The following is a 24,297-nucleotide window of genomic DNA, read 5'->3' as shown; positions in this document are numbered from 1 at the left end:
GTCTATGGAGCGGTATTGTCGACGATCAGTCTCAGGTAGGCGCCGCGCCGCCGCGGCGGGTTGATCTGCACCCTTTCAGGGCCGAGCCGTTCGATCAGAGCGGCGATGCTGCTGACGGTCACTTGGGTCGGGTTGCTGATCGGCGAGTGAAGGACTGCCAAGCTGCGATCGGTGATGCGGTCGCGGACCCACGAGGTGGACCGGCGAAAGACGGCTGCGGTCTCGCGGACCGAGAGCGAATTGCGCTCGCGCCAGAGTTCGAGTTCGTTCGGGAGTGCGGGCATGCGCGGTCCTGCTGATGTGGCGGGATGGAAGCAGCCAGACTGACGAGGCTTCGCGCGCGATACGAGGTGCTTCAATGAGGCCGTAAATCGCGCGTCCGTCGATCAGGCCACCTTCGGAATCTGCGAGCGCGGGATCGTCGACACAGCTCGATCCATGACGCTCCAGAGATCACGGCTCTCGTGAATTGCCTCAGCCAGCTCACGGCCCCGGATTCCCTTGAACTCGGGGCGCCGGCTGGCATCTAGTCGCACGCGTTCCAGTCCGAGGAAGCTCGTCGAGAACAGCAAGATCTCTGCCTGAAAGACGATTTTCGTACGGCCGCGCAGGCGTTTGAAGGCACGCATTACCCGGTAGACGTGATTGCGATCGAGGCCGCCTTCAACGCCCGTAGGTAATCCGCCGTTCAGCGCATCGGCGGCCTTCCGCGAGCTTCCGCAGCAAAGCCGAGCGCCGACGATTACCCGATGATGGGGTGGCAGGGGGCTAAGATCCGATCCCGTTGCTGGCGGGCGCTCGAACGCCTTGTCTTTCAGCAAGAAGCCGTGACGTGCGCCGCGGACGTAGTCTGCGACCAGGGCTTCGACTTCCGGTGAAAACGGCGGTGTCAGCTTCGATGCCGGCACGCCGACTGCCGCGAGCTTCGCGATTGCCTCGTCCTCGATCTGCTTGCCGATCGATACAAGTAGCGGATTGCGCCGCTCCCAGAAGCTCCGCATCTGAGGCGCCATGTCTTCGGTGATCGGCACCGGAGACCACCCGATCGACGGGATCGGCTCTTCATCGCAGATCTCCGTCGCGGCGACGTAGAAGTCGAAGTCCGTGCCGGCGACGGGCTTTTTCGCAAAAGCGGAGTAGTGGCGTCGGTTGTTCATGACGCCGCCCCCTATCGCAGGTTCGCACGAGCGACTTCGGCCCGCTTCGATCTCGCAGCGCCACCGCGCTTTCCTGGCCTCCAGGGCTCGGCGTTCTGCACGAGCGCGACGACACCTGGCGTCTCGACCACGACGCGGCCTGCAATGCGTTTCAGGGTCAGCTTACCTTCCGCAGCCAACCTGTAGATTGTCGTGGGGGATAGACCGGTAACATCCGTGGTCACGGTCATCCGAAGATGAGGGCGTTGATCCCAGGGGATCGTTTCCGACTTTCGCGGCTGAGAGTTCGAAGGCAGGGGCATCATCTGTCCGTTCTGTCCATAGTGTCGATGGACAGAGACAAACAGGACGGACAGGGAGGGTCACGGGACAGAATTGTGGGGGTTATTTGTCCGTCAAATCAGGCGGTGGAGCGTAGAAAGCACCTAAGCCCTTCGGGACGTGCTCGTCCTGCCACCCATGACGCGACATGCGGCGGTAGGTAGCCCTGTACATCTCCGGTCGCTTCAGGCCGGGGTCTCCCTCCCAATCGTCGCGCTGATCGAGCTGTGCCGCGAGATGGAATTCGTCCGGTGCGCCCATATCGTCGCCGGAAAACAGACGTCGCTTCGCCATCACGACAAGCACGAACCGTCGCCAGTTCTCTTTGACATCAGCCCTCCTGCCTCGCTTGGGCTCTGGCGCCGCCGAAAGCATGCTGCGCACCAGCTTGGCGAGTGGGCCGCCATGCTTGAAATCTTTGATCACCGGGTCAGGGTCTTGGCCTTGAAGAATTGCCCATTCGCGAAGGAGATGTTCGACATCCTGGCTCACGCTGCCACCCCGACGGCCGGGAGCGAGTGCGTTGCATCTGTCGACCCGAGCGACATCACAGCCCGTCGAGCGAGCTCTTCCGTCGCGTCCACGATGTATGCCGCATAGTGCTGCTCGATCATCTGGACGCTCGTGTCGTGGAGGGCGCCGACCAAGCGCACCGGCAGACCGGCGCGGAGCCCCCTGACGATCGAGCTATGACGCAGCGAGAGCATCACCGTGTCGGCCGGGACGGCTGCCGCAGAGATCGTCGCCGCCCAGAGCTTGTCGACCTCGTAGGCCTCACGCCACGCTCGCCGGCCATCCCGTTCCCAACGCCCGGGCTTAACTGCTGTTCGGTGCGTCCAGCGGAGCAGCAACGGCTCGCGCGAGCTTCGATCGCGCAGAATGGGTTCGAGGCGTGACAGCACGTCCAGCCCAACGGGCACCGCGACATGCTCCGTCGGCTTCACGGATCGTCCCTTGCGAGAGGTCGGGACCATGATGCGAAGGCGATCGGTCTGGACGTCTCCCACCGTCAGCCGAGCGATCTGCGAGAACCGCGCGCCCGTCGCGGCCGAGACCATGACGAGATTGCCGAAGTCACCGGTCGAATCTACGGCGCATGCTGCTTCGACGATCCGTCGGACGGCGGCATCGGTGAGGATCTGCTTCCGGGCGTTCGACGGCGTGGGCGTAGCCTTGGTGCCGCTTTTGATTTCACCCACCAGCCCAGCCGGCAAGCTGCGGCGGTGAACTTCGGCATCGCTGTTCAGCGCGGCCCGCAGGTCGTTGAGCAACCGGTTGATGGTGGAGGGCGCCAAGCGCGTCGGTAGCGTTCGGCGCCAGGCTAGAATCACCCCTGCCGTGAGCCGCGACAGATGCGTGCTCGCAAAAGTCTCGTCGGCAAGCACGTACTTCGCCAACCTGCCTTCGGCGTTTCGCCCCGCGCGCTCGGTTCTCGCCTTCCGACCTGCAGCGTAGTTGGTCACCGCCGATCGTACAGTCGGAGCCCTAGAGGTTTCTTCGGCGTCTGCCGCCGCTTCGAGACGAGCAAACTGCTGTCTCGCCCAAGCCAACGCCGCCGTCACGGCAGCCGGGTATGTGATCGCATCTGCAGTGCTGCGGGCATCATCGGCCGGTGCGATCCGCTCCTCGATCCGCTTGCCGTCGATGACGAGCTTCGCGACCCAGGACCCTCCGCCTTTCTCCGGCTTCCGGTAGCCGAGCGAGACGCCGCCTCGCCCGCCGGACACGCCATGCCAGTACGGGTTTTTGCGGGACGGAAGCTTCGACCGTTTCGCGGCCGTATCAATCGGCAAAGCCTTCGCCATCGGGCGTCCCACACTCCGTCTCACACAGGGGACAGGTTATTGAGGACGAATAAGTTTAGCAACAAGAGCGTACTAGATCGTCCCTGTACGTCTTATTTGACTATTAATTGCCCTCCGAAGGCAAAGGTCACACGTTCGAATCGTGTCGGGTGCGCCAATACAATCCGCGATTTAGCCCGACCAGGATGGCCGGTCTCACCCAGTGAGCCCCCAGACCGGTGCCGTGGAGTGTTTGCGGTCCTCGCGGGTTCGAGGGGCCGCCCATATCGTAGGACCGGTCCTCCCGTCGCACGCTGTCGATGCGCGTCCCGCCCATCGTCCCCGGCCTTGCACATCCAACATTCGCTCAGGCGCCAGCCTCCTCGGCAGCGCGGTGCGCTCAGCGGGATCGGATGACGGGCTGCGAGGGCGACGCTGAGGCCGAAAGCCTGGAGGGGGCCGGGCGCAGAACCGGCGTGAGGATCTGCTCAAACGGGTGAAGCCGAGCGCGAGCTTCCTCCCGTCACGGGGAAATGGGTCGCATCGGTGGGCTCCGCCTCGCCCCTAGGTTCAGCGGTATGAACGCTCGCTTTCCCATGACCCGCGCCGCCGGGCTCGACCGCCTCTCTGAGTTCCTCGCCGGCGCCGGCGCGGCCTACGCCGCCGACCGCAACACCGATCGGGGGCCCGGGCAAGCGTCGACGACTTCGGCGCTCTCGCCCTATCTGCGCCGCCGCCTGATCACCGAGGCGGAGGTCGTCGCCGCCGCCGACAGCGCCTTCGGCGACGGGGGCGCGGAGAAGTTCGTGTCGGAGGTGTTCTGGCGGACCTACTTCAAGGGTCATCTGGAGACCCACCCTTCAGCCTGGACGGATGCCCTCGCGCTGGCCGCGGCGGACCATGAGCGCCTCGCGGCCGAACCCGGCCTGCGCCGGATCTACGAGGCGGCCGTCGCGGGACGGACCGGCATCGCTGGCTTCGACGATTGGGCCCGGGACCTCGTCGCGATCGGCTGGCTGCACAATCACGCCCGGATGTGGTTTGCCTCGATCTGGATCTCCACCCTGCGGCTGCCCTGGGCGCTGGGGGCCGACCATTTCCTGCGCCATCTCGTCGACGGCGACCCGGCGAGCAATACGCTGTCGTGGCGCTGGGTGGCGGGCCTGCACACCCGCGGCAAGCCCTATGTCGCCCGGGCCGAGAACATCCGGCGTTACACGGAAGGCCGCTACGATCCCGCCGGTCTCGACGAAGACCCCGCTGCGCTGGACGAGCCGATGCCGCCGCGGGAGGTCCCACTGCCTGTGTCCGACGCCCCACCTGCGGGCGATGTCGCGCTGCTCCTGCACCTCGACGACCTGCACCCGGAGAGCCTGCCCCTCGGCAGCGCGACCGTCGTGCGTGTCGGTGGCCTGATCGCCCCTGCCGATGGGGCGTCCGACCGCGTGAGGGCCGCGGACAGGAGCGCGATGGCCGATGCCCTGGCCCGGGCCGCGGCGCATTTCGGATGCCCGGCCGCGGAGGTCGGAGCCGGATGGGCAGGCGAACTGCCGGTCCTGACGGCCTGGGCCCCCGTCGGACCGTCGGCGACGGCCCTCCCGGACGGGTGCCTGCGCGTGCGTCGTATCTGGGACGAGACCGCCTGGCCGCGATCGACGCGGGGCTATTCGCGCCTGCGTTCCGCCATTCCGACCGTAATGGCGGCCTCCGCCTGCGACCGTCGCTCCGCAGGACAAGGCGACCAACCGCTCGTCATCCATCGCCAGATGCGGGACTGCTAGGAATTTGGCTCCGATTACCAAGCGAATGCAGTGGCTAACGATTTCTTAACCATGCGGTGGGCACTGCTAACTGACGCCTTCGGGGAGCCTGAGGGATGCGTACGGGGGAGGACTCAATCATGATCGAGGCGGCTCTCCTCATCGCGCTCACGGCTGCCCTCAGCGCGGCCGCGGCCGGAGCCATCAGCGAGCCGGAAGATCGATGAGCCAGAAGCGACGGGTTCGCCCCGATTTCGATCCCCTGACCGAAGCGCAGCTCGTCGCCGGGCGCACAACCGCCCGACGCGTCCTGCTTCGGCCCTCGGCCGACCAGACCCTCGGCGAGCTGTTGAACGCGATCGACCACATCACCGAGGCCGCCACGGGAGAGCGGAGCTTTCTGCACCTGAAGCCAAGCCCGACGACGCTGAAACACTGAGCGGCCGGCCAGGCTCAGAGGGCTTCCCCATGTCGACACAGCTTCGCGCCGACGTCGTTCGCGCGCTCGATGCCGCCACCGATCAGGTGCGGGCGCATCGCGCGGCGGCTGCCAATTTCCTCAACGACGTCATGCAATTGGTCGATGGGACGCTCCGCTTCCTCGAACCCGATCAAGGCATCTGGGAGGCGCGCCGTATGGTCCTGGAGAGGCTCGAGAGCATGATTCTTCTGATGGAGCCGGAGAGCGGCCGGATCGCAGCGGGGCCGGTCGTCGGACAATCCCCCCGGGCCGTCTCGACAGCCCGTGCCCATGCCATCGAGGCGATCGATCACCTGCGGACCCGGGTGTTGGGGCAGGGCCGCGTGAATGCCGCTGGCGACCGGGTCGGGCTCGGGCAAGCAGGAACGCTCATCCGCTGATCGGCTGCCGCCCGCCCGAAGCCTTTCCCGCCACAGAGCGCTCAAGCGTGCTATCTGGCGGCATGCCCCGCTGGTTCTTCCTCCTGTTCGCCATCGCACTCGGTCTGTCCGTCGTCGGAGGCGTGCTCATCTTCCTGCGGTCGCCGACGCCGGCCGAGCAGCCCGCGAACTGAGCCCTCGGGCGCGGGCTTGGCGCTTGCACCAGGCGGCCGCCACCGGGAAGCTCCGTGACCCAGTTCTGGATGGTCTGTCGCGGTGGCTCGAACTCGCGGGCGAGGTTGGTCGGGTCGCGGCCGGCACGGACCAGATCGACCATCTGCCGGCGGAACTCAGCCGAGTCTGCGGGACGGGTCTTGGGCATTGGGCAAACACCTCACGCGAAAGCGTTCTCGGTGTCCACCAAACCGGGGCAATCCCAATCCCGGCAGAGGGAGACGCCGTCGGTCGCCGTCGGGGAACTCACCCCCTCTTCCCGATCGACCGATCGGAAGGTCGGAGCGGACGGCCACAGATCCTGGCGCGCCCTCCTCGCTCTGGTCCGGCGAGGTCGGACGCTCCCCAGCTGTGTTCATAGGGCCACACCCGCGATCGACCTGCACCGACACGGACAAGCTGCCACACTCCGTCCCCAGGCCGTCTGCATGTCTCTGCCATCGAGGGCAGCGCAGGACAGTCGCCATGAACAACCAGGGACAGCCGAATGGCGCGGGGATCGTACCGTTTCCGCCCCGTATCGCGCCGACGACGCCGGATGCGGACATCGCCTCGATGATCGCGGTGCTTCAGGATCAGCTCGCCCTGGCGCGGGAAGGCAAGCTGCGCTCGGTGGCCGTCGTTTCCGTGTCCGCGGACGGCGAGGCCATCGGCACGCAATGGTCCTGCAACGGCGCCGACATCACCGGCCTGATCGGAAAGCTGACGGTGCTCACCCATGACATGATGGCCGCCCGGCGCTGACGTTCCCTCCGATGGGAGAGCGCGAGGCATCGCCGCGCGGGCCCGACGACCGCGCCGCGCGAACGGCCAGCACCATCCCGGGAACGCCCACGAGGGCGTAGAGCGCGATCAGCGCGCGCCCGAGATGATCGGCGCCGAAGACGGTGTCGGCCAGGAGACCGAGGAGCGGCGGGCCGGTGCCTGAGGCGGTCAGGGTCACGGCGGCGATGAAGAGCGCGCTGACCCGCCCGCGCAGGCTGACGGGCGTGAGCAGTTGCACCCCCGTGACCGCGGGCGGCGCGGTGAACCCGATCACGGCCGTCAGAAGGGTGAAGGCGGCGAGGGAGAGGGTCCGATCCGGGGCCAGGGCCATCAGGATCGCGACCGGCAGCGCGGCGAGGAGGCCGAGGCCGAGCATCCGCGAGGCCGCCGCACGGCGGTGCCTCCGTGCGACGCGATCCAGGATTACGCCGGCGGACAGGTGGCCGATCGGGCCCCCGATCAGCAGCAGCCCTCCCAGCACGACGCCGCTCTCCGCGGGGCTCATGCCGTGGCTGCGCACGTAGAGGGTCGGCCCCCAGGCGGCCAGGGTCCGGCCCATCAGCACGGCGCAGGCGGCTGCGGCGCAGTGTGGCAGGTAGCTCCGCCGCCGGCGCAGGATCCACGTCCAGGCGGGCCTCAAGCCGGCCCTGGCCGCCGGCGGCGGCCTCGGCAGCCGGAGGGCGGCCGCGCCGAGGATCAGCGCGAGGTTCGGCAGGCAGGCGAGGACGAACAGGGCCCGCCAAGACGCAAGCGGACCGATCCCGGGGAAGGCCAGCCCGCCCCGCAGGACGAGCCAGGCCAGGACCGCGCCGCCGGCGAGAAGGGCGAAGCTCTGCCCGAAGCTGCCGCCCACCGTGAACAGGGACACGTTCCGCGCCATGCGGCCGGGTGCGGAACCGTGGGCGATGAGCGACAGCGAGGCCGGCGCGAGGCCGGCCTGGCCCAGTCCCAGGGCGAGCCGGCTCAGGAACAGCGCCGCGAAGGAGCTGGCCAAGCCGAAGCCCAGGGTCGCCAGGGTCCACAGGCCGATGCTGGCGAGCAGGATCCTGCGCTGGTGGCCGCGATCCGCCAAGCTGCCGAAGAGCGGCATCGCCAGGGCATAGAAGACCACGAAGGCCGAGCCGTGGAGCAGCCCGAGCTGGGCGTCGCTTAGGGCGAGGTCCTGCTTCACCGGGGTCGTCACCAGGGTGATGAGGAAGCGGTCACTGGCCGCCGAGAGCTGCGCCAGGATGAGCAGCGCCAGGGGGCCGAAGCCCAGAGCCGCTCGCACGGGAACCCTGCCTGCGTCGTTCCGGAGCCCGCCGCTCATGCGGTCCGCGACGCGGGGCGCGCCCGCGTCACGTCGGGAAGGGCCCGCATCAATAGAGCTCGCTGTGCCAGTCCGCGAGAGGCCAGGACCGGCCCGCCCCGCCATGGGTCTCGCTCCGCATCCGCTGCATGTGGGTGCGGAACTGCCCGGGCGGGCGGCCGAAGGTCGTGCGGAAGGCCCGGTTGAAATGCTGCTCGCTGGAGAAGCCGTACGCATAGGCGAGGCTGGCGATCGAGCGCGTCTCGGTCCGCCGCCGCAGGGCGTCGCGCACCCGCTCCAGGCGGCGCTGCTGCACGAAGCGCGCGACCCCGCCATCCGGTGCGAAGGCCCGGTAGAGGAGGCTGCGCGAGATCCCGACCCCCGCCGCGAGGGTGTCGGCGCTGAGGTCGCGGTCGCCCAGGTGGCGCTCCACGTAGGCCTCGGCCTCCCGGCGCCGGGCGAGGTCGTCCGGACCATCGTGGGCGGCCGCCCAGACGACGGCATCGGCGGGTGCCGAATATCCGCGCAGGGCGGCACCCAGCAGCATGCCCAGGACGGCACTCGACTGCGCGACGACGGTCGGATCGAGGGAGTCCGAGCGGCGGGTCAGGGACAGGATGAAATCCGCGATCAGGCCGCCGACGGCCTGCGGCAGGATCGCCCCGTGGAAGCGGCGCAGATCGGGCACCAGCGGCTCGATCAGCGCGCGCGCCACGGGGGTCGAGATCTGGCAGACGTTGTGCGCCCGGCTCAGATGCGGCAGCGTGTTGTCGCAGACCAGGATCTCTCCCGGTCGCACGCGACGCTCGTTCCCGGGCGGGCCGGCCACCAGCTCGCCCTCGAGGAGGAGGTGAAGCGTGACGTGGTCGAAGCCGTCCTGGCGAACCCGCTGCGGCGACCGGCTGTGCTGCAGCCCGTTCAGGCGGCGCTTGAACAGGATCATCCGGTCGAGCCGGTAGGCCTGGACCTGGGCGTGGAATTCCGGGCTGATCCGGGCGACGTCGGCCCCGCCCGAATAGAGATCGCGGTACGCCTCGAACGCGTAGTCCGGACGGACCTCCTGCGTGGAAAAGGCGAATGACGGGAGGGACACGTCTGGTGGAACCCGGCGGGAGGGAACACGGCCGATCGGACGATGCCCGACCGGCGCCCCCGACACCCACCCGAATAGGGTGTCGGGGGCGCCGAGTACAACTCACGGGTCCGTGACCAATGCAAGGGCCAAGTCTGACAGGCGGCGTGATCAGTGAACGCTTGCCTTGGCCGGTGGCAGCGCGGAGATTCATCCGGGCCTCATCGTACCCGAGACAGCAACGAGGCGCGACTGTGTTGCGGACGCGGCAGGACAAGACCTGCTCGCGTCGTAAAAGGCCGATGCGCCACGGGGTTGTCGGAACGGAACCGGTTCGGCGCGCAAAAACCGATGATGGCCATCATCCTTCGGCCTGGAGGCAGGGCCGCCGGCCGCAATACCTCGGTAACCGTTACGTCCTAAATCTCGCTGATCCCACCGCCCCCCTCATTCCGCGATGCGCCCGATGACCAGAGACCAGCTTGCCGCCGAGTTGCTTCGCATCTCCAAGCTTCAGCTCAGCGATATCACCCGCGCCGTGAAGAACGGCGAGAAGTCCATTGCCCTGAACGAGGTGGTCGATCTTGGCCGGCGCCTGAACCGACTGGCGGATGCGGTCGCAGGACGCCCGGCAACGCCCGTCCTGCCCGTGGCCGCCCCCTCCGACGACGGCCTCGTCCGGGCGTGAGCGCCGCCTCGGAGTGGAGGGCCGAGCGAAACGTCGCAGCGCGTGCCCGCCTCGACCGTGCCCTGCCGGGCGTCTTCCCGGCATCCGTCCTGCGGCATGCCCTGTCGCGTCCGCTGATTCCCCCGACCCCGCGCCTCGCGGTGGAGAGCTACTGGCGGGCGCATCTCCTGCGGGCGGACCGGCTGGCCCGGGCGCTCGCGACGCGCTCCGGACATCCCGAGGGCTGGTCCTGGCGCCTCGGCACCGAGAAGGGTTCCGGCCTCGCCGCCACCTTCCGGATGCCACCCTCCCCCTTCCGGGAGGCGGCCCATGCGCGCGGCAAGGGTCACTGCTGCATCTGCGGCCAGCCGGTCTTCCGCTTCGGCTGGCACCGGGACCTCTGGGGGGCCGGCGTGCCGAACAAGAACGCGCGCTGGCACGCGGCCTGCGTCGCGGCGTGGAAGCTCTGGGTGGCGCCCAGCGATCAGGTGAAGGTGCTGAAGGCGCATCAGCGCCACCGCTGCGCCGCCTCCGGCAAGCGCCTGTTCAAGACGGCGGAGGTCGACCACCGGGTGCCCCTCTACCGCGTCTGGCGCGAGCACCGCGACGATCCCTGGCCGACGCTTCTCGGCTTCTGGGGTGCTCCCAACCTCCAGGTCGTCAACCGCGTGGTGCATGTGGAGAAATGCGGCCTCGAGGCGGGCGAGCGAGCCTCGACCCGGCAGGCCGCGCGCCTGCAGACGGCCGGGCGGCCGGAGGAAGCCGCACCCACCCCCCCCGCCCTCCTCGACGGACCGGCCTGAGCGGCCGCGCCGTACGGCGTCAGAGAACGCCCTCGATCAACCCGAGCGCCTGCGCCTCGCCCGCCTCGATGTACCAGTTCTCGGGTGCCCGCCGCAGCACCTCCTCCAGGGTCACCTGCGATCCCCGGACGAGGTTGGCGAAGCCCTCGTTCTGGATCTCGATGGAGCATTCGATCTCGTGCAGCGCCGCCTTCACGGAGGCGATGCAGGTGGTCAGGGGGCCGTTGAGGACCACCTTCTTGTCGAGCTTGCGCTCATGGATCATCAGCCGCGTGCCCCGGGTGAGGTAGCGGTTCGATCGGGCGAAGAAACTCATGAAGGTTGTGCCGGCGGAGTAGATTGCGGCCTTGCCGAGGAAGACGAACCGGCGGTCCGTGAGGATGCCGGTTTTGAAGCGGATGTCCTCGCCCATCATCCGGGCGACCTCGGGATCGCCGCCGAGGGTCGTCAACTCGACCACCACGAGATCCCGGTCGCCGACCGCGTCGAGTTGGCGCCGGAAATCCCGGTACATGTCCTGGTCGACCGTTCCCGACAGGAGAATCGCGGGGGCGTCGAAGGCGGATGGGGGCAAGGGGCTGGTGTCCATAGGGGTCCTCCCGGGGTCGAGACGTGACGGTCCCGGAAAAGAACGCAAGTTCCCGGCCCCGGATCGGTCGGCGGTGCCGACCCGGTCCGAGCCCCGCTGCCGGGCGCCGTCCGCCCGACGCCGGTCAGTCAGTACGGCGTGCCGTAATAGGGCTGCCGGCTCGGGCGGTAGCGCTCACGCACCGGGCGGTCGTAGCGGCCCTCATACGCGCCGAGATAGGGGTCGAGGGCGGGATCGCGGTAGTTGCCGTTGTTCACGCCGGCGGAGCGGTCGTTTCCGCTCAGGGCGGCGTAGGGCGACAGGCCGTCGCCCCCGCTGCCGCCGCCGCGGGCCAGGGCGCCGCCGCACAGACCCAGCACGAGGGTTGCGGCGAGCGTGGTGCGCAGGATCGATTTCGACTGCGCGGGACCATTCGACATGATGAGCTCCTGTATCGTTGAGAACGGAGTCGCGGAACGGACGTGCGGGACGCGGCCTTGCGCCGGGACGATCAGCGCTTGGCCCGCAGGCTCTTGAGGAAGCGGCGCGCCACCTCCCGCACCGCCTCGTCGTCCCGGGTGTCGTCGTCGGCCTTGTCCCAGAGATGGTCGACGCTGGCCTCCAGGGTGTTGAGAAGTTCCGGATGTTCCTGGGCCAGGAAGCGGATCGTCCCGAACAGAAGGTGCTCGGTGGCGAGTTCGCGGTGGCGCGCGTCCGCGATCCGGGCAGCGGCGGCGGTGGACGGGTCGGTTGCTGTCTTCGTCATGTCGACACAACGAACGGCCCTGGCGGCGGTTCAGGGGGGCGGGCCGGCCTCCGCGGGATTTCGTGCCATCGGCGCCGGAGGTCGCACCGTGCGAGGCCGAAAATGCCGCATGCGGGATCGCGCGTCCGGAGGCTCGTGCGCCCCGTCCCGAGGCGTCGGGGCCGAAGGGCGCTTCCGTTCCGTGGCGGGTTCGGCCAGAACCGGCGGCGTATGGCGGGTGCCCGGCCGGTCCGGCTCCGCGAAGCCCCTCGGCGGACGCAGCGATGGCATCGAGCTCCTTCTCCAGCCCGCACTTTGATACGGACCTCGCCGCCGGGATCGGCCTCGCCTTCGTGGCGGGCTTCGTGGATGCCGCGGCCTTCATCGCCCTGGCGGGCCTGTTCACCGCGCACGTCACCGGCAACTTCGTGCTGCTGGGCGCCGAACTCGTTTCGACCTCGACCGGCGTGGTCGCCAAGCTGCTCGCCCTGCCGGCCTTCGTGATCGCGGTCGCGGCCACCCGCCTCCTCGCCCTGGCGCTGGAGCGCCGGGGCGTGGCGCCCCTGCGCTGGCTCCTCGGGCTCGAGATCGTGCTGCTCGCCGCCTTCGGCACCGCCGGCCTCGCGCTCTCGCCGCTGGGCTCGCCCGACGGCGCGGCGGCGGTGACGGTCGGGATGCTCGGCGTCGGGGCGATGGGGGTCCAGAACGCCATCGGCCGCCTCGGCCTCGCCCATCTGGCCGCCACCACGGTGATGACGGTCAACGTCACCCAGGCGGTGATCGACCTCGTGGACTGGGCGCGGGGCGTCGTCCCGCCGGACGGGGCGGCGCGGGGACGGATGCGTCGGATGCTGCCGGCGGTGCTGGCCTTCGCTGTCGGGGCGCTCGCGGGCGCCTTCGGCGTCGCCGCCCTCTCGTTCGCCTGTGTCGCGATTCCCATCGCGGCGCTGGCGGGCCTCGTGCTCCTCCACCGCGCCTGAAGCGGCGCGAAGGGTGCGTCAGGCACGGCAGGCCAGCAGCCCGTAGGCGATCGTCCGGCGCCAGGTCAGGCCGTCCGGGGTGGCGAGCGCCACCACGAACGGATCGGCGAGGGTGAACACCCGCGCGCCGGCCGGCGGCGCCTGACCGTCGCCCATGGGCACCACGATCCAGGCGGGTGCGTCCGGCGCCGCGCACAGGGTCGCGACGGCTCCGGGCGGAGGATCGGCGGCCCGCAGGGGGACCGGCGGCGCGAACGGCCGGCGCTGCGCATCGGTGGCGAGGCCGAGCGCGATCAGCCGCTCCGTCCGGTCGGACCAGAGCAGCGCCAGGGGTCGCGAGAACACGATGCTGGCGCCCTGCAGGCCGGTGATCCAGCTCGGCCGGCCGAGCGCCAGCCAGGTCTCCGCTCCGCCGTCGAGCCAGAGCACCTCCCCGGACCGCTCCGCGATGGCGGCGGCGAGACCGGGCAGCAGGGTGCGGTCCTCGATGCGCCGGAAAGCCGGGGACCGCCCATCCCAGAAACCGACGAGGGCGAGGACGAGCGCCAGGGCCAGGACCGCCATCGCGGGCCGGGACCGCTCCGCGGCGATCCAGGCGAGGCCGGCGGCGAAGGCCAGGGGCGGCACGATCGGGAAATTCCGGATCAGGCTGAGTTCGAGCTGGGCCCCCTCGGTCAGGTGGGCGGCGAGCCACCCGAGGGTGAGCGCTTCGAGGCAGAGACGGCCGGCGATGAGGAGGCCGACCAGGCCCAGGGTCGCGCGCATCAGGGGGCGGGACGGCGTCAGCCGGTCCCGCCGGACCGCCGCGTGCACCCCGACGGCGAGGAAGCCGGCGGTGGCCCCGAGCAGAAGGTCGAAGGAGAACACCCAGGCCAGCCCCAGGAGGGCGACGGTGATCCGGTCTCCCGGCCGCCCCTGCGGAAGGATGGCCGCGCAGAGGCCGAAGGCGGCGGCGCCGAGGACGGAGGTGATCCACAGGAAGCGCCAGGGCTGGACCTGGATCACCAGGAGCGACGACCACAGTTCCTCGAACAGCGTGGTGGCGGCCACCCCGCAGGCGCCGGCGAGGAGCGCGGCCAGGAGCACGCGACGCGTCCGGTTCGGAACCAGGGTCGCGGCGATGAGGATCGACGCGGCCTGCACGGCGGGCGGCCCCCAGGCTTGGCTCGGCCAGAGCACGGGGAAGAGTTCGGCGCAGCGCTGGCGCAGGATACCGAGGAATTCGGGATCGACGGGTTGCAGCAGGCGCGCGAACAGCGGCACGCCGAGGCCGGCGGCGACCAGGATCGCGACGGGCAGCGGCAGCAGCACGAGCAGCCAGCGCCGGTTCTCCGCGACGAGGGCGAGGACGATCACCGCCAGGCCCGCCAGCCCCATGATCGGATGGACGAGGCCGCCGAGGGCCAAGAACCCGAGCGCCCGGGCATGGCGGCCCGTGAGGATGGCCGCGAGACCGGCGAGCACCGCCGCCTCCGCCAGGGTCCGTGGCGCCGCGATCGCTTCGCCGATCCGGAAGATGCCGGGCAGGCCGTACCAAGCGGGCAGGACCGCCATGGCTGCGAGGACGATCCAGCGCCGCCGTCCGGCCCCGAGGGCGCCCGCCAGGGCCGCGGCGGCACAGAACCAGGCGGCCAGCCCCGCGAGGCCGACGGCGAGCGCCGCCGGGCCGGCGCCGAGGGCCGCCACCAATCCGCGCAGCGCGAGCGGGAACAGGCTGAAGCGCGACTGCCCGTCATGGGTGAACATGAGGTCGCGCCCGACCCCCTCCGGGTCGAGGTCGGCCAGGGCCCGTCCCACATAGATGCGGGCGTCGCCGTGGATGCCTTCGTAGGGATGCAGCAGGAGGGCGAGACCGGCGATCCCGAGGAGGGGCCAGGCGGAGCGGTGCAGGGCCGAGGGCCAGCGCGGAGCGGCGAGGCCGGGTGCGGGGTCCGGCACGGGCACCGGGCGGTCCGTGATCCCTGCCGTCGCCATCGCGGTCAGGCCGCCCGGCGCGGCACCAGGCGCTCGCTCGTCAGCGCGTCCTGCGCACCCGAGACGCCCGCCTCGGTGTATTCCGCATCCTCGTTCACGCACCAGGGATCATAGCGCCGCTCTCCGGCGAGGATGTTCTCCACCGTGAGCATCGCGGTCATCATCGCGTGGTCCTGGTTGTTGTACTTGTGCATGCCGTTGCGCCCGACGAGGTGCAGGCTCGGATAGGCATGCTCGAGGTCGCGCCGGATCGTGGCGACGTGCGCCTTGTAGTCCTCGTCGTAGACCGGATAGGCCTTGGGCTGGCGCACCACGCAGGCATCGACCACGTCCTCGGACCGGATCAGCCCGATCTGGCCGATCTCGCGCTTGGCGAGGGCGATGAGGTCGGCATCGGACCGCGTCCACAGCCCGTCGCCCTCGAAGCAGAAATATTCCAGGCCGAGGCAGGTATGCGCCGCGTCGGGTACCATCTCGGGCGACCAGGAGCGGAAGTTCTGCACGCGCCCGACCTGCACGGACGGATCGTGGATGTAGATCCAGTTGTCGGGGAAATTCCGGTCCGAGCGCGCGATCAGCGCCACGGTGAGGAAGTCGCGGTACTGCAGGGCGCGGGCCTGGAAGGTGCTGATCGGGGCGGGCGAGAGGGACCCGACGAGTTCGCGCAGGGGCGCGGAGGAGATGACGTTGCGCGCCGTGAAGGTCTCGCGGGTGCCATCCGCGGCCTTGGCCGTGACGGTCCAGAGCCCGGTCCGGGCTTCGAAGTGCAGGCCGTCGACGCCCCGGTCGAGATGCAGGGTTCCGCCCCGGGCGACCACCTTCGCGGCGGCCGCCTCCCACATCATGCCCGGTCCCTTGCGGGGGTAGCGGAAGGATTCGATCAGCGTCTTGATCACGGGCTCGCCGGCGCGCGGCGCCTTGCGCAGGCCGAGGGAGCGCACCAGCGCGTCGCGGATCGCCGCCCCCAGATCGAGGCCGTTGATGCGCTGGGCCGCCCAGTCCGCCGAGATGGCGTCGCAGGACATGCCCCAGACCTTCTCGGTGTAGGTCTTGAAGAAGATCGAGAACAGGCGCTCGCCGAAGCGGTTGCGGACCCAGTCGTGGAAGCTCTTCGGCTCCGCGATCGGCCGGGCGCGGGCATAGAGGTAGGAGGCGACGCAGGCGGTGCTCTCCAGGAGCCCGAGGTTGCGCAGCGCCTCGAAGGCCTTGAGCGGATAGGCGTAGTACTTGCCCTTGTAGAAGATCCGCGACAGCCGCGGCCGCTCGATGAAGTCGTCCGGCAGGAGCTCGTCCCAGAGGTCGACCACGGCCTTCGACTTCGAGAAGAAGCGATGGCCGCCGATGTCGAACAGGTAGCCGTTATGCGCCACCGTGCGGCTGATGCCGCCGACCTGGACGGGATCCTTTTCCAGGACCGTCACCGAGCGCCCGGCCTTCGCCAGCAGGTAGGCGGCGGTCAGGCCGGCGGGACCCGCCCCGATCACGAGCGTTTCCGAGTGGTGGCTCATCGGGCAGGACCGTCAATCAACCAGAGAACGAAGCATCCCCGGGATACCCCGGATTGGTTAAGGAAGCCCTCTTCGGCATGGCGGACGGTTCCCCGCGCGACGTCCGCGCCGCCCTCGCGACGGGGTCCGCCACCCGGCGGCCCTCCCGCCCGGCGGCCGGGCTTCCCATATCGGTCCCGTCCTCCCGCCGTCCGGAACCGCCTTGCTCAAGATCGCCGCTCTCGCCTTCGTCCTGGCCTACCTCGCACCCATCGCGATCTCAGCCGCCCTCTATGCCAGCCAGACCCGGGGGGACTGGCGCTCCGCCGACCGCTCCAGCACCGGCCTGCTGCCTCCCGCCTCGGCTCATCCGGAGGCGATCGTGCGGATTTTCTCGGCCCGGACGGTGAGCTGGCGCGGCATCGTCGCCACTCACAGCTGGATCGTCGTCAAGGAGGCCGGCGCGCCCGCCTATCAGCGCTTCGACTACACGGCCTGGGGCCAGCCGATCTGGATCGATCGCTTCGTGCCGGACGGACGCTGGTTCGGGAGCGTGCCCGAGACCGTCGTGGGCGCCGATGGTCCGGCTGCCGAGGCGATGATCCCGCGCATCCGGGAGACGATCCGGACCTACCGCTACGCACAGCCCGGGGACTACACCGTCTGGCCGGGCCCGAACTCGAACACCTTCGTGGCCGCCGTGATGAGCGCGGTGCCGGAGATGGCGGCGAGCCTGCCCGCCACCGCGATCGGCAAGGATTTTCCCTATGACGGCCGCTGGGTCGGCCCGACACCGTCGCGGACCGGATTCCGGCTCAACCTCGGCGGCTATCTCGGGCTGACGGTCGCCTGGGTCGAGGGCCTGGAGCTGAACATCCTCGGGGCCGTCGCGGGCCTGGACCTCCGGCGGCCGGCCCTCAAGCTCCCAGCCCTCGGGCGCGTCGGGTGGTGAAGCGCGGACCCCGCCCCCGGACGGACGACGCTAATCCTGCCAGACCGGCGCGCGCACGCTCAACTCAAGGAAGAGCGCCAAGCACCCGATATAGATGTTCAGATACGCAAGCATAGCGGTGACTTGGACGTCCTCTTCACGCACTGGCGGCGTGTCTACGTAGTATGATGCATGCCCGACCTCCGCTACGCAAGGATAAAGGTCGCTGCTAGGCACGATCTTTCATCTTTCGAATGACAACAAACCTGAGCTGTCATGGCGGCGGCCCGAACGGGGCACGATCGCCACAGTCGCGTATCGGTGATCAGGCGTTGCGGGAGTCCGGCGCCTCGGACCCGGAGGCTTGCCATCATCCTTGAGGCCGAACGGGCGGCCCGTAGGGTCTGCGAGTTCCGATCGCGGAACGCGTTCGCCCTCCTCGCACGCCGACGCAGCCCGTCCGAGGAAATCGCTAGGACACTTCGGCCTTCGCAGCAATCGCCTTGCCACGCGATGTCCGAACACGGAAAAACGCGATGATCCTCTTTTCCACGACCAGGTGAACCAGAACTCCGACGACGCAGGCGGCGACGATCAACACGGGCCAGAGACTGGCTTCCAACGACTGCAGATGCGCTCTTTTCAGGATTGACAGGCTTAGGCTGAAGGTCAGGGTATGGGTCAGATAGAGACTGTACGATGCGTCTCCGATAAGATGCATGGTTTTCAGCACCCATGATGAGGGGCTGATGTTGGGTGCGATCGCGGCCGCCAGGATGATGGCCCCCGACAGGACGAGTTCGAGGAACTCGAACCATCCCTCTCTGATCTGGAACACGACGATCGCGATGCCGATCACCAGCGCCGCGAGGGCGAGACCTACCCCGAGGAGGCCATGCCGCGATCGATCGATGGCCGAAACCTGCGTGACAATGCCGATGAGGATTCCCAGTGCAAACAGCAGGAAGATCGAACTGCCATGCCAGGCGACACTCCTGAAGGTCGTCAGATATCCAACGAAGGTCAATGCGACCAGAGCTGACAAGATGAGGAGCAAGCCCGATCTACGTTGAAGCGACAAAGACAAGGCAAAAATATAATAGAACATCATTTCCCAGACCAGCGACCAACCTACGCCGTGAACAGGCTCCACCAGACCGTTCGGGGAGAAGACGGGAAGCAGGAAATACGAGCCCGTCGTCCAGACAAAGTCCTTCTGTCGGCTATCGATGAAAATCTTGATCGACAGGGCGATCCAATAAAGCGGGAAGACCCGCTGGATCCGCCGCAGCAGAAACTCACGGGGCGCATTCACCGTCGCGAAGGAATCCCAGGCGGTCACGGTCATGATGAAACCGCTGATCACAAAAAAAATTCCGACGCCTAACGCACCGAGCGCAGAATACCTCTCATCTAGAATATGGGGAAAAAACACAGAAACATGGGAAAAAACCACCAAGAGGGCCGCAATACCTCTCATATACTGTATATTATCGAGTATGATCGATTTTCCAAGACGTTGTGTCACCATCTCACATCCCCGTTCGATTTAAGCCCAAGGATAGCCACGAATTTCGGGATGCACGTGCAGTCCAGACCCGATTTTCCTGAGGGATGCCCGAAAGAGCGGTTTCACCGGCATCGGCAGATATATCGAGGCGCTGGCCCACAGGCTGATCGTCTTCCACTTCGCATCCGATCGAGCATTCAACAAAATACAACTTGAAAATACGAGGCGACTTGAAAAATCTACCCTCAATACTCGATTTCAAACTCCTGAGTGATTGTACAAAATTGAATAGGTCCGACCTTATCCGGAAGTCAAATTTATTCCAATGGCTCGGATTTTTCTATTACGCAACAGAAACTTCCAGCCAAAATCTGCTTTGAATACGCAGGTCGCACGAATTGATCTTGTCGATACGCGTCAATCCGCTCAGCACAGAAAATCGATTGATTACGTATTGCACAGGCTGATGAGCCAACCCAATGAAAGAATATCTTTTAGATAAAATTTAAACATGGATTTTTACTCAAATTTCTATAATCATAAAAATAATCCCAAAATTTACTCACCGATCAAGGCTTATATTTCTCATATTATAACTAAAATTACGATCTATTTACAATCAATGCAAATAAAATTCTATCACATTCCTGAAATCTTCTTTGAAAACTCGCGACCGGAATCTTGCTCTGGCCTCGATGTGGGTTGGCCGATCTGCTTCTGTGCAGCAGAGGAAAGTCGTCGCGGCAAAGGTCGTCGCGCGCAGCCGGTCGTTCATCGGTGTCGACGAGCACCTCGAATGCCGACCTCCATTCGGAAAGGATGCGTCTGCTCCGTGTTAGAACGGTACGTGGCGGATCTGCGATCCATCGACCGAAAGGGCGGACAATCCATCGCTCACGCCCGCCGCAGGAACGAAGCTGGCCGTCGATCATTCAAGCTCGCATCGGCAGCCCGGCGCTTGACATGACACGCCTTACCCCGGACGACCCGGACGCGGATGGCCGACCACCCGTGACTCCGGCCCAGTCGCGCGCGACGCTGGGCGCCTTGGGCAGGTCGCACCCTACCCTGCTGTCGACGGAGTGCCCGCCGTGACCGGACGGATTCCAAACCTTCGAGCGCTGGCGAGAGCACCAGAGAACAAGGATCCGGAATGGCAAGGACAACGGCAAGAACGGGCAGGACCCTCCTCGGAGCGGTCTCCGTCCTGGGCCTGATCGCGGCGCCCCCCTGCTGGGCGCGGCCGGACAGCACCGTCACCGTCACGGACGCACAGGGCCTCGCCAGGGCCTACCCGCCCGGGACGACCATTCTGATTCCCGCCGGCACCGTCATCAACGGTCCGGTGGTCCTGCAATCCGTCGGATCGCCCGGCAAACCCATCGTCGTGAAGCGATCCGGGACTGGAGCGCTCCCCCGGATCACCGGGTCCGCCACCGCCTTCACCGACGCTCTGACCGTCGGCTCGTACACCGTCATCGATGGCCTGCTCCTCACGGACACCAACCGCTACGGGGTGGCGGCCCCCAAAAACACGGTCGGCGTGACCGTGCAGAACAGCGAGATGACCCGCGTCGGCATCGGGGTCGGGTTGTTCGGCAGCCGGGGCCGCGTGCTCAACAACGTCATCCACGACCTCACGATGGTGAAGGTGACGCCGAAGTCGGTGAATCCCGACGACGATTACGGTGCCAACGGAGTCCTGGTGGCGGGAACCGGACACGAGGTCGCCCACAACCGGTTCTTCCGCAATACGGCGCCCAGTGACGATTACGGCGAGGACGGGGGCTGCCTGGAGCTGTTCGGATCCGTCTCCGACCTGCGCGTGCATCACAACTGGTGCGCGGACAGCGTCGGCTTCATGGAACTGGGCGGACAGAAGGGCGACGTCATCCAGAACGTGGACATCGCCTTCAACGTCGGGCTCGATCTGCGCAACAAGCCCTTCTTCAACCCGCACAACGGCGGGGGCCAGTTCGCCGTCGACTTCCGCAACGTGACCCTGCGGCGCAACACCATCGTGGCCACGAAGGCCAATTCCAAGGCGATGGGTATCTTCTACCTGGATGCCGATCCGGCACCCGGCGCCTTCAGCATCGCGGACAACATCATCAGCCTCAACTCCGGGGACAGCGTGTTCAAGCGCGAAGGCAGCTACCACACCGGCAACGTCTTCCACCTGCAGGACAAGGCCACGCACCTGTTCAACAACTGGTCCATGACCCTCGGCCCCGGCGAGACCTACGCCGATCCCCAGTTCGTCGATCCCGGCACGGAAAAGCTTCGCCTGAGGCCTGGAAGCCCGGCGGCCGGCAAAGGCGCGTTCTGAGAACGCACGATCCTGAGAGCGGGGGGGACCGGCGGCCCGCCGCCCGTCCCCGTGGGGCTGCGTCGGACATGGAGCTCGGCGGCAAGCCCGAGAGGGCCGTGCGGCATGGTGGCGTCCCCGGCAGGTCTCGAACCTGCGACCCCAGGTTTCATCCCACTTCGGCTTCCGCCGCCGCCTGCCCGAAGGCGTGCGTTCGTGGTCTGGACTATCCCTTCACCGTAGGTCCCGTCGCCGGGGCCCTTAGGTGCCGCCCGTCTAGTCTCTACACCGTCCCGGTGCCCGCGGGAGCGGATGCCGGGCTTGGCTCGGGATTGGCTGCGCGTGCCACCGGCACGCGTTGAGCGTTCCCCGAATTTGAGCGGATCCGCCGCGCGGTTTCCCATCGCGACGCCCAATTGTGATCTAGGAAACCTGTGCTCTGTCCAGCTGAGCTACGGAGACTCACCGAGGGCGTTCCTAGCATCATCACCCGGAGCCGCCAACCGGGCTCGCACGTTCCGGATCGACGACCGGGAACTCCGGTCTCCCGTCGGCGGCCCCTCCTCCACCGGTGATTGTCTCGGCCTCCATCGGCATCGTCCGCCTGTGGCCATCTTGCCGCAATGCCGCATGAACCGCCCTTCGCGGGGGCGCCCTTCCTTGCCTCGCCCCCCTGCGGGACGACAATGACGGGGGATTCGCACCATCGGGGGGCCGGGTTTCGTGACGATCGCGCGGCGACGATCGCTCCTCGTCCAGGGAGCGCTGCTCCTCGGCGTCATCCCGGGCTTCGTCACGGGACTGCAGGGCCCGGCGCGCGCGGTCGCGCCCGAATGCCTGGCGGCGCCGGCCCGGGAGGACCGTCTGGCCGGCCTCGGCCCACGGGGCGAACTGGTCCTCGCCTCGGGCGCCCGGGCGGTGCTCGACGGCGTGCGCTGGCCGGACACCCCCGAGGCCGCGGCGGAGGCCCATGCCTGGCTCCTCGCCCGGAGCGGCGACCGCCTGACCCTGGTCGCCCGGGGCGAGGTCGATCGCTGGGGCCGGTCCCATGTCGATGCGATGCCGCTGGATTCCACCGCGGAGGCGGCGCCCGACCTCGCGGCCGGGCTGGTGGCGCTCGGCCTCGTCGCAGTCGATGCGGGGGAGCGGGACGCCCTGTGCCGGCCGGCCCTCCTCGCCGTCGAGGCCGGGGCGCGCCGGAGCGGACGCGGCCTCTGGCGCCAGGCCGCTCCGGACGTCCGGGACGGCCCCGCCCTGCGGACCAGACTGGGTCGTTTCGTCGTGGCTGAGGGCGTCGTGCTCTGGGTCGGAGAACGCCCGCGCCGCACCTATCTCGACTTCGCGCGCCGGGGGGAGGACGGGCTCACGGTGACCGTGTCGAAACGCACTTGGCGCGCCTTGCAGGAACGTGGTTTGAGTGCCGCCTCCCTGCGCGGGCGACAGGTCCGGGTCCGGGGGGTGATGGAGGCCTGGCGTGGCCCGACCCTCGACATCGCGAGTGCCGACATGATCGAACTTCTGGACGGGGAGCAGGCGCAGAGGCGCTGAACGGCATGGCTTCGATCCTCCGCCTCACGATGCGCACGGCCGCCGCCCATCCTCCCGCGGGCCGGGTCCGGCTCGGCGTCCGCGTCGCTCCCTGGCCGCTCGTCGGCCTGCTGCTCACGGGCTGCATCGGCGACCAGACCGGTGCCGTCGTGCAGAAGGCCGCGCTGGTCGTGCCCCGCGAGGCCCCGCGCACGACGGGGCGCGAACGCACGGCCTCGGATGCCGACCACGCCAAGCTGGTGGCCTCCTTCGGCGGGGAGTACCGGTCCCCGGCGACGCTCCGACTCGTCAGCGACGTGACCGACCGCCTCGTCAAGGCGACCGAGCGGCCGGAGGAGACCTACGCGGTCACCCTGCTGGACTCGCCGGTGATCAACGCCTTCGCGCTGCCGAGCGGCCGGCTCTACGTCACCCGGGGCCTGCTGGCGCTGGCGAGCGACACTTCCGAGGTCGCCGCCGTCCTCGCCCACGAGATCGCCCACGTCACCCTGCGCCACGCCACGGCGCGCACCGAATTGGCGCTGCGCTCGCAGCTGGTGAGCAAGGTCGTGGCCGACGTGCTCAACGATCCCGTCACGGGCGCCCAGCTCCAGAGCCAGTCGAAATTCGCCCTGGCGCGGTTCTCGCGGGACCAGGAACTCGAGGCCGACAGCGTCGGCGTGCGCACCCTGGCCCGCGCCGGCTACGATCCGTTCGGGGCCGGTCGCTTCCTCACCGCGCTGAACCGGACCACCGCCCTGAAGACCGGCACCGGCCAGGCCGGCGAGCCCGACATGCTGGCGACCCATCCGGGCACCGTCGAGCGCATCACCCTGGTGACCCGCGCCGCCCGCCTCATCGGCGCGCCGGGCCTCGGCGTCGACGAGCGCACCCGCTACCTCGCGGCCATCGACGGCATCGCCTACGGCGACAATCCCGGCGACGGGGTCGTGCGCGGACGCAAGTTCCTCCATCCCGCCCTCGGCATCGCCTTCGAGGTACCGGAGGCCTTCTCCATCGAGAACACCCGGAACGCGGTCCTCGGCACCACCGGCGAGGGCAGCCGGCGCCTGCTCTTCGACCAGGTCGAGAGCAATCCAGGCCAGAGCCTCGAGGAGGTGCTGAAGGCGACCTGGAACGACGTCGTCGAGCCCGGCTCCCTCGAGAACCGCATGGTCGCCGGCTTCCCGGCGGCGACGGCCCTGTCCCGCGGCAAGGACTGGACCTTCCGCCTCGCCGTGATCCGCGTCGGCGAGACCAGTTTCCGGATGATCATGGCGGCCAAGGGCAGCACCGATCCGGACGGCGCCTTCCGGCGCTGGACCGAGAGCCTGTCCGCGATCGATCCGGCCGAGGCCCGGACCCTGCGGCCCCTGCGCCTCGTCGTGGTGACCGCCGGCCCCGGTGAGGGCGTCGAGACCCTGGCGCAGCGCATGGTCGTCCCCGACAAGCCGGTGGAGCGATTCCTCGTGCTCAACGGCCTGGAGCGCGGCGCCACCCTGCGCGCCGGTCAGGCCTACAAGGTCGTGGTTGAGTAGTCCGGCCCCGGCACCCGAAGGTCGTAGAAACGGCTTTG

23 protein-coding genes are annotated in these 24,297 nt (G+C 68.3%); 11 read left to right on the top strand and 12 right to left on the bottom strand.

All coding sequences use genetic code 11. The features are described from left to right. Nucleotides 1-2: 2 nt before the first annotated feature. From AC3WLN_RS03105 to AC3WLN_RS03090, 4 genes are all read right to left on the bottom strand, one after another. Nucleotides 3-284, bottom strand: a complete 282-nt coding sequence (locus tag AC3WLN_RS03105) for a hypothetical protein (protein WP_492479461.1) — start codon at nt 282-284, stop codon at nt 3-5. Nucleotides 285-386: 102 nt separating this feature from the next. Then, the gene (locus AC3WLN_RS03100) at nt 387-1,157 is read right to left on the bottom strand and encodes a hypothetical protein (protein WP_492479460.1); all 771 of its coding nucleotides are present in this window, start codon (nt 1,155-1,157) and stop codon (nt 387-389) included. 384 nt (nt 1,158-1,541) lie between these two features. After that, entirely contained in the window at nt 1,542-1,970 is a 429-nt protein-coding gene (locus AC3WLN_RS03095) for a hypothetical protein (protein ID WP_492479459.1), read from the bottom strand. After that, on the bottom strand, nt 1,967-3,283 hold the full coding sequence (locus AC3WLN_RS03090; protein ID WP_492479457.1) for a tyrosine-type recombinase/integrase: 1,317 nt from the start codon (nt 3,281-3,283) through the stop codon (nt 1,967-1,969). The genes AC3WLN_RS03095 and AC3WLN_RS03090 overlap by 4 nt, the downstream gene beginning before the upstream one ends. A gap of 557 nt (nt 3,284-3,840) precedes the next feature. Here AC3WLN_RS03090 and AC3WLN_RS03085 point away from each other — a divergent pair. The 4 genes from AC3WLN_RS03085 (at nt 3,841) to AC3WLN_RS03070 (ending at nt 6,840) form a co-directional block, all read left to right on the top strand. After that, the gene (locus AC3WLN_RS03085; RefSeq protein ID WP_492479456.1) at nt 3,841-5,043 is read left to right on the top strand and encodes an FAD-binding domain-containing protein; all 1,203 of its coding nucleotides are present in this window, start codon (nt 3,841-3,843) and stop codon (nt 5,041-5,043) included. A 202-nt stretch (nt 5,044-5,245) separates the two neighbouring features. After that, nucleotides 5,246-5,461: a hypothetical protein gene (locus AC3WLN_RS03080; protein ID WP_492479455.1), complete on the top strand. Its 216-nt coding sequence runs from the start codon at nt 5,246-5,248 to the stop codon at nt 5,459-5,461. 29 nt (nt 5,462-5,490) lie between these two features. Further along, nucleotides 5,491-5,883 (top strand): hypothetical protein, encoded by a 393-nt coding sequence (locus AC3WLN_RS03075; protein ID WP_492479453.1) that lies wholly within the window; start codon nt 5,491-5,493, stop codon nt 5,881-5,883. A gap of 678 nt (nt 5,884-6,561) precedes the next feature. Then, the gene (locus tag AC3WLN_RS03070; RefSeq protein ID WP_463771575.1) at nt 6,562-6,840 is read left to right on the top strand and encodes a hypothetical protein; all 279 of its coding nucleotides are present in this window, start codon (nt 6,562-6,564) and stop codon (nt 6,838-6,840) included. Here AC3WLN_RS03070 and AC3WLN_RS03065 read toward each other — a convergent pair. Further along, nucleotides 6,809-8,131, bottom strand: coding sequence for an MFS transporter (locus AC3WLN_RS03065; protein WP_492479452.1), 1,323 nt, complete (start codon nt 8,129-8,131; stop codon nt 6,809-6,811). The two genes, AC3WLN_RS03070 and AC3WLN_RS03065, sit on opposite strands and share 32 nt — an antisense overlap. Nucleotides 8,132-8,219: 88 nt before the next feature. After that, nucleotides 8,220-9,242, bottom strand: coding sequence for a helix-turn-helix domain-containing protein (locus AC3WLN_RS03060; RefSeq protein ID WP_492479451.1), 1,023 nt, complete (start codon nt 9,240-9,242; stop codon nt 8,220-8,222). Between the two features lie 445 nt (nt 9,243-9,687). On the opposite strand from AC3WLN_RS03060, the gene AC3WLN_RS03055 reads away from it, so the two are divergent. Then, the gene (locus AC3WLN_RS03055; protein ID WP_492479450.1) at nt 9,688-9,909 is read left to right on the top strand and encodes a hypothetical protein; all 222 of its coding nucleotides are present in this window, start codon (nt 9,688-9,690) and stop codon (nt 9,907-9,909) included. Beyond that, nucleotides 9,906-10,691 (top strand): hypothetical protein, encoded by a 786-nt coding sequence (locus tag AC3WLN_RS03050; RefSeq protein ID WP_492479448.1) that lies wholly within the window; start codon nt 9,906-9,908, stop codon nt 10,689-10,691. The genes AC3WLN_RS03055 and AC3WLN_RS03050 overlap by 4 nt, the downstream gene beginning before the upstream one ends. Before the next feature lie 19 nt (nt 10,692-10,710). Here AC3WLN_RS03050 and AC3WLN_RS03045 read toward each other — a convergent pair whose 3' ends face one another. The 3 genes from AC3WLN_RS03045 to AC3WLN_RS03035 all read right to left on the bottom strand — a co-directional run bounded on the left by AC3WLN_RS03045 (nt 10,711) and on the right by AC3WLN_RS03035 (nt 12,025). Beyond that, entirely contained in the window at nt 10,711-11,280 is a 570-nt protein-coding gene (locus AC3WLN_RS03045; RefSeq protein WP_492479447.1) for a peptidase S14, read from the bottom strand. A 128-nt stretch (nt 11,281-11,408) separates the two neighbouring features. Further along, complete coding sequence (locus AC3WLN_RS03040) at nt 11,409-11,699, bottom strand: hypothetical protein (protein WP_463771597.1); 291 nt, start codon at nt 11,697-11,699, stop codon at nt 11,409-11,411. A gap of 71 nt (nt 11,700-11,770) precedes the next feature. Further along, entirely contained in the window at nt 11,771-12,025 is a 255-nt protein-coding gene (locus tag AC3WLN_RS03035) for a hypothetical protein (RefSeq protein ID WP_492479445.1), read from the bottom strand. Between the two features lie 263 nt (nt 12,026-12,288). Here AC3WLN_RS03035 and AC3WLN_RS03030 point away from each other — a divergent pair, with 263 nt between their 5' ends. Beyond that, on the top strand, nt 12,289-12,984 hold the full coding sequence (locus AC3WLN_RS03030) for a YoaK family protein (RefSeq protein ID WP_492479444.1): 696 nt from the start codon (nt 12,289-12,291) through the stop codon (nt 12,982-12,984). Nucleotides 12,985-13,002: 18 nt separating this feature from the next. On the opposite strand, the gene AC3WLN_RS03025 is transcribed toward AC3WLN_RS03030, so the two are convergent. Then, nucleotides 13,003-14,922 (bottom strand): hypothetical protein, encoded by a 1,920-nt coding sequence (locus AC3WLN_RS03025; protein WP_492479443.1) that lies wholly within the window; start codon nt 14,920-14,922, stop codon nt 13,003-13,005. Nucleotides 14,923-14,963: 41 nt separating this feature from the next. Next, nucleotides 14,964-16,466, bottom strand: coding sequence for an NAD(P)/FAD-dependent oxidoreductase (locus AC3WLN_RS03020; RefSeq protein ID WP_492479442.1), 1,503 nt, complete (start codon nt 16,464-16,466; stop codon nt 14,964-14,966). A 202-nt stretch (nt 16,467-16,668) separates the two neighbouring features. On the opposite strand from AC3WLN_RS03020, the gene AC3WLN_RS03015 reads away from it, so the two are divergent. Then, nucleotides 16,669-17,397 carry a DUF3750 domain-containing protein gene (locus AC3WLN_RS03015; RefSeq protein WP_492479441.1) on the top strand — a complete coding sequence of 243 codons (729 nt, stop codon included), beginning with the start codon at nt 16,669-16,671 and terminating at the stop codon, nt 17,395-17,397. Between the two features lie 451 nt (nt 17,398-17,848). On the opposite strand, the gene AC3WLN_RS03010 is transcribed toward AC3WLN_RS03015, so the two are convergent. Then, the gene (locus tag AC3WLN_RS03010; protein WP_492479439.1) at nt 17,849-18,907 is read right to left on the bottom strand and encodes an acyltransferase family protein; all 1,059 of its coding nucleotides are present in this window, start codon (nt 18,905-18,907) and stop codon (nt 17,849-17,851) included. 1,132 nt (nt 18,908-20,039) lie between these two features. On the opposite strand from AC3WLN_RS03010, the gene AC3WLN_RS03005 reads away from it, so the two are divergent. The 3 genes from AC3WLN_RS03005 (at nt 20,040) to AC3WLN_RS02995 (ending at nt 24,259) form a co-directional block, all read left to right on the top strand. After that, nucleotides 20,040-21,215 carry a right-handed parallel beta-helix repeat-containing protein gene (locus AC3WLN_RS03005; RefSeq protein WP_492479438.1) on the top strand — a complete coding sequence of 392 codons (1,176 nt, stop codon included), beginning with the start codon at nt 20,040-20,042 and terminating at the stop codon, nt 21,213-21,215. Between the two features lie 702 nt (nt 21,216-21,917). Continuing rightward, nucleotides 21,918-22,742, top strand: a complete 825-nt coding sequence (locus AC3WLN_RS03000; protein WP_492479437.1) for a DNA-binding protein — start codon at nt 21,918-21,920, stop codon at nt 22,740-22,742. Nucleotides 22,743-22,747: 5 nt separating this feature from the next. Beyond that, entirely contained in the window at nt 22,748-24,259 is a 1,512-nt protein-coding gene (locus AC3WLN_RS02995) for a M48 family metalloprotease (RefSeq protein ID WP_492479436.1), read from the top strand. Nucleotides 24,260-24,297: the final 38 nt, after the last annotated feature.

It is taken from the genome of Methylobacterium sp. FW306-05-D, assembly GCF_058782155.1.
Note: the sequence above shows the minus strand (reverse complement) of the source record. Positions and strands in the feature narration are given on the sequence as shown.

Coding starts and splice junctions, on each gene's coding strand:
- AC3WLN_RS03030 (WP_492479444.1), top strand. CDS start 12,289: ATGGCATCGAGCTCCTTCTCCAGCCCGCACTTTGATACGGACCTCGCC.
- AC3WLN_RS03075 (WP_492479453.1), top strand. CDS start 5,491: ATGTCGACACAGCTTCGCGCCGACGTCGTTCGCGCGCTCGATGCCGCC.
- AC3WLN_RS03040 (WP_463771597.1), bottom strand. CDS start 11,699: ATGTCGAATGGTCCCGCGCAGTCGAAATCGATCCTGCGCACCACGCTC.
- AC3WLN_RS03005 (WP_492479438.1), top strand. CDS start 20,040: ATGGCAAGGACAACGGCAAGAACGGGCAGGACCCTCCTCGGAGCGGTC.
- AC3WLN_RS03055 (WP_492479450.1), top strand. CDS start 9,688: ATGACCAGAGACCAGCTTGCCGCCGAGTTGCTTCGCATCTCCAAGCTT.
- AC3WLN_RS02995 (WP_492479436.1), top strand. CDS start 22,748: ATGGCTTCGATCCTCCGCCTCACGATGCGCACGGCCGCCGCCCATCCT.
- AC3WLN_RS03090 (WP_492479457.1), bottom strand. CDS start 3,283: ATGGCGAAGGCTTTGCCGATTGATACGGCCGCGAAACGGTCGAAGCTT.
- AC3WLN_RS03100 (WP_492479460.1), bottom strand. CDS start 1,157: ATGAACAACCGACGCCACTACTCCGCTTTTGCGAAAAAGCCCGTCGCC.
- AC3WLN_RS03035 (WP_492479445.1), bottom strand. CDS start 12,025: ATGACGAAGACAGCAACCGACCCGTCCACCGCCGCCGCTGCCCGGATC.
- AC3WLN_RS03045 (WP_492479447.1), bottom strand. CDS start 11,280: ATGGACACCAGCCCCTTGCCCCCATCCGCCTTCGACGCCCCCGCGATT.
- AC3WLN_RS03085 (WP_492479456.1), top strand. CDS start 3,841: ATGAACGCTCGCTTTCCCATGACCCGCGCCGCCGGGCTCGACCGCCTC.
- AC3WLN_RS03010 (WP_492479439.1), bottom strand. CDS start 18,907: ATGGTGACACAACGTCTTGGAAAATCGATCATACTCGATAATATACAG.
- AC3WLN_RS03070 (WP_463771575.1), top strand. CDS start 6,562: ATGAACAACCAGGGACAGCCGAATGGCGCGGGGATCGTACCGTTTCCG.
- AC3WLN_RS03020 (WP_492479442.1), bottom strand. CDS start 16,466: ATGAGCCACCACTCGGAAACGCTCGTGATCGGGGCGGGTCCCGCCGGC.
- AC3WLN_RS03105 (WP_492479461.1), bottom strand. CDS start 284: ATGCCCGCACTCCCGAACGAACTCGAACTCTGGCGCGAGCGCAATTCG.
- AC3WLN_RS03080 (WP_492479455.1), top strand. CDS start 5,246: ATGAGCCAGAAGCGACGGGTTCGCCCCGATTTCGATCCCCTGACCGAA.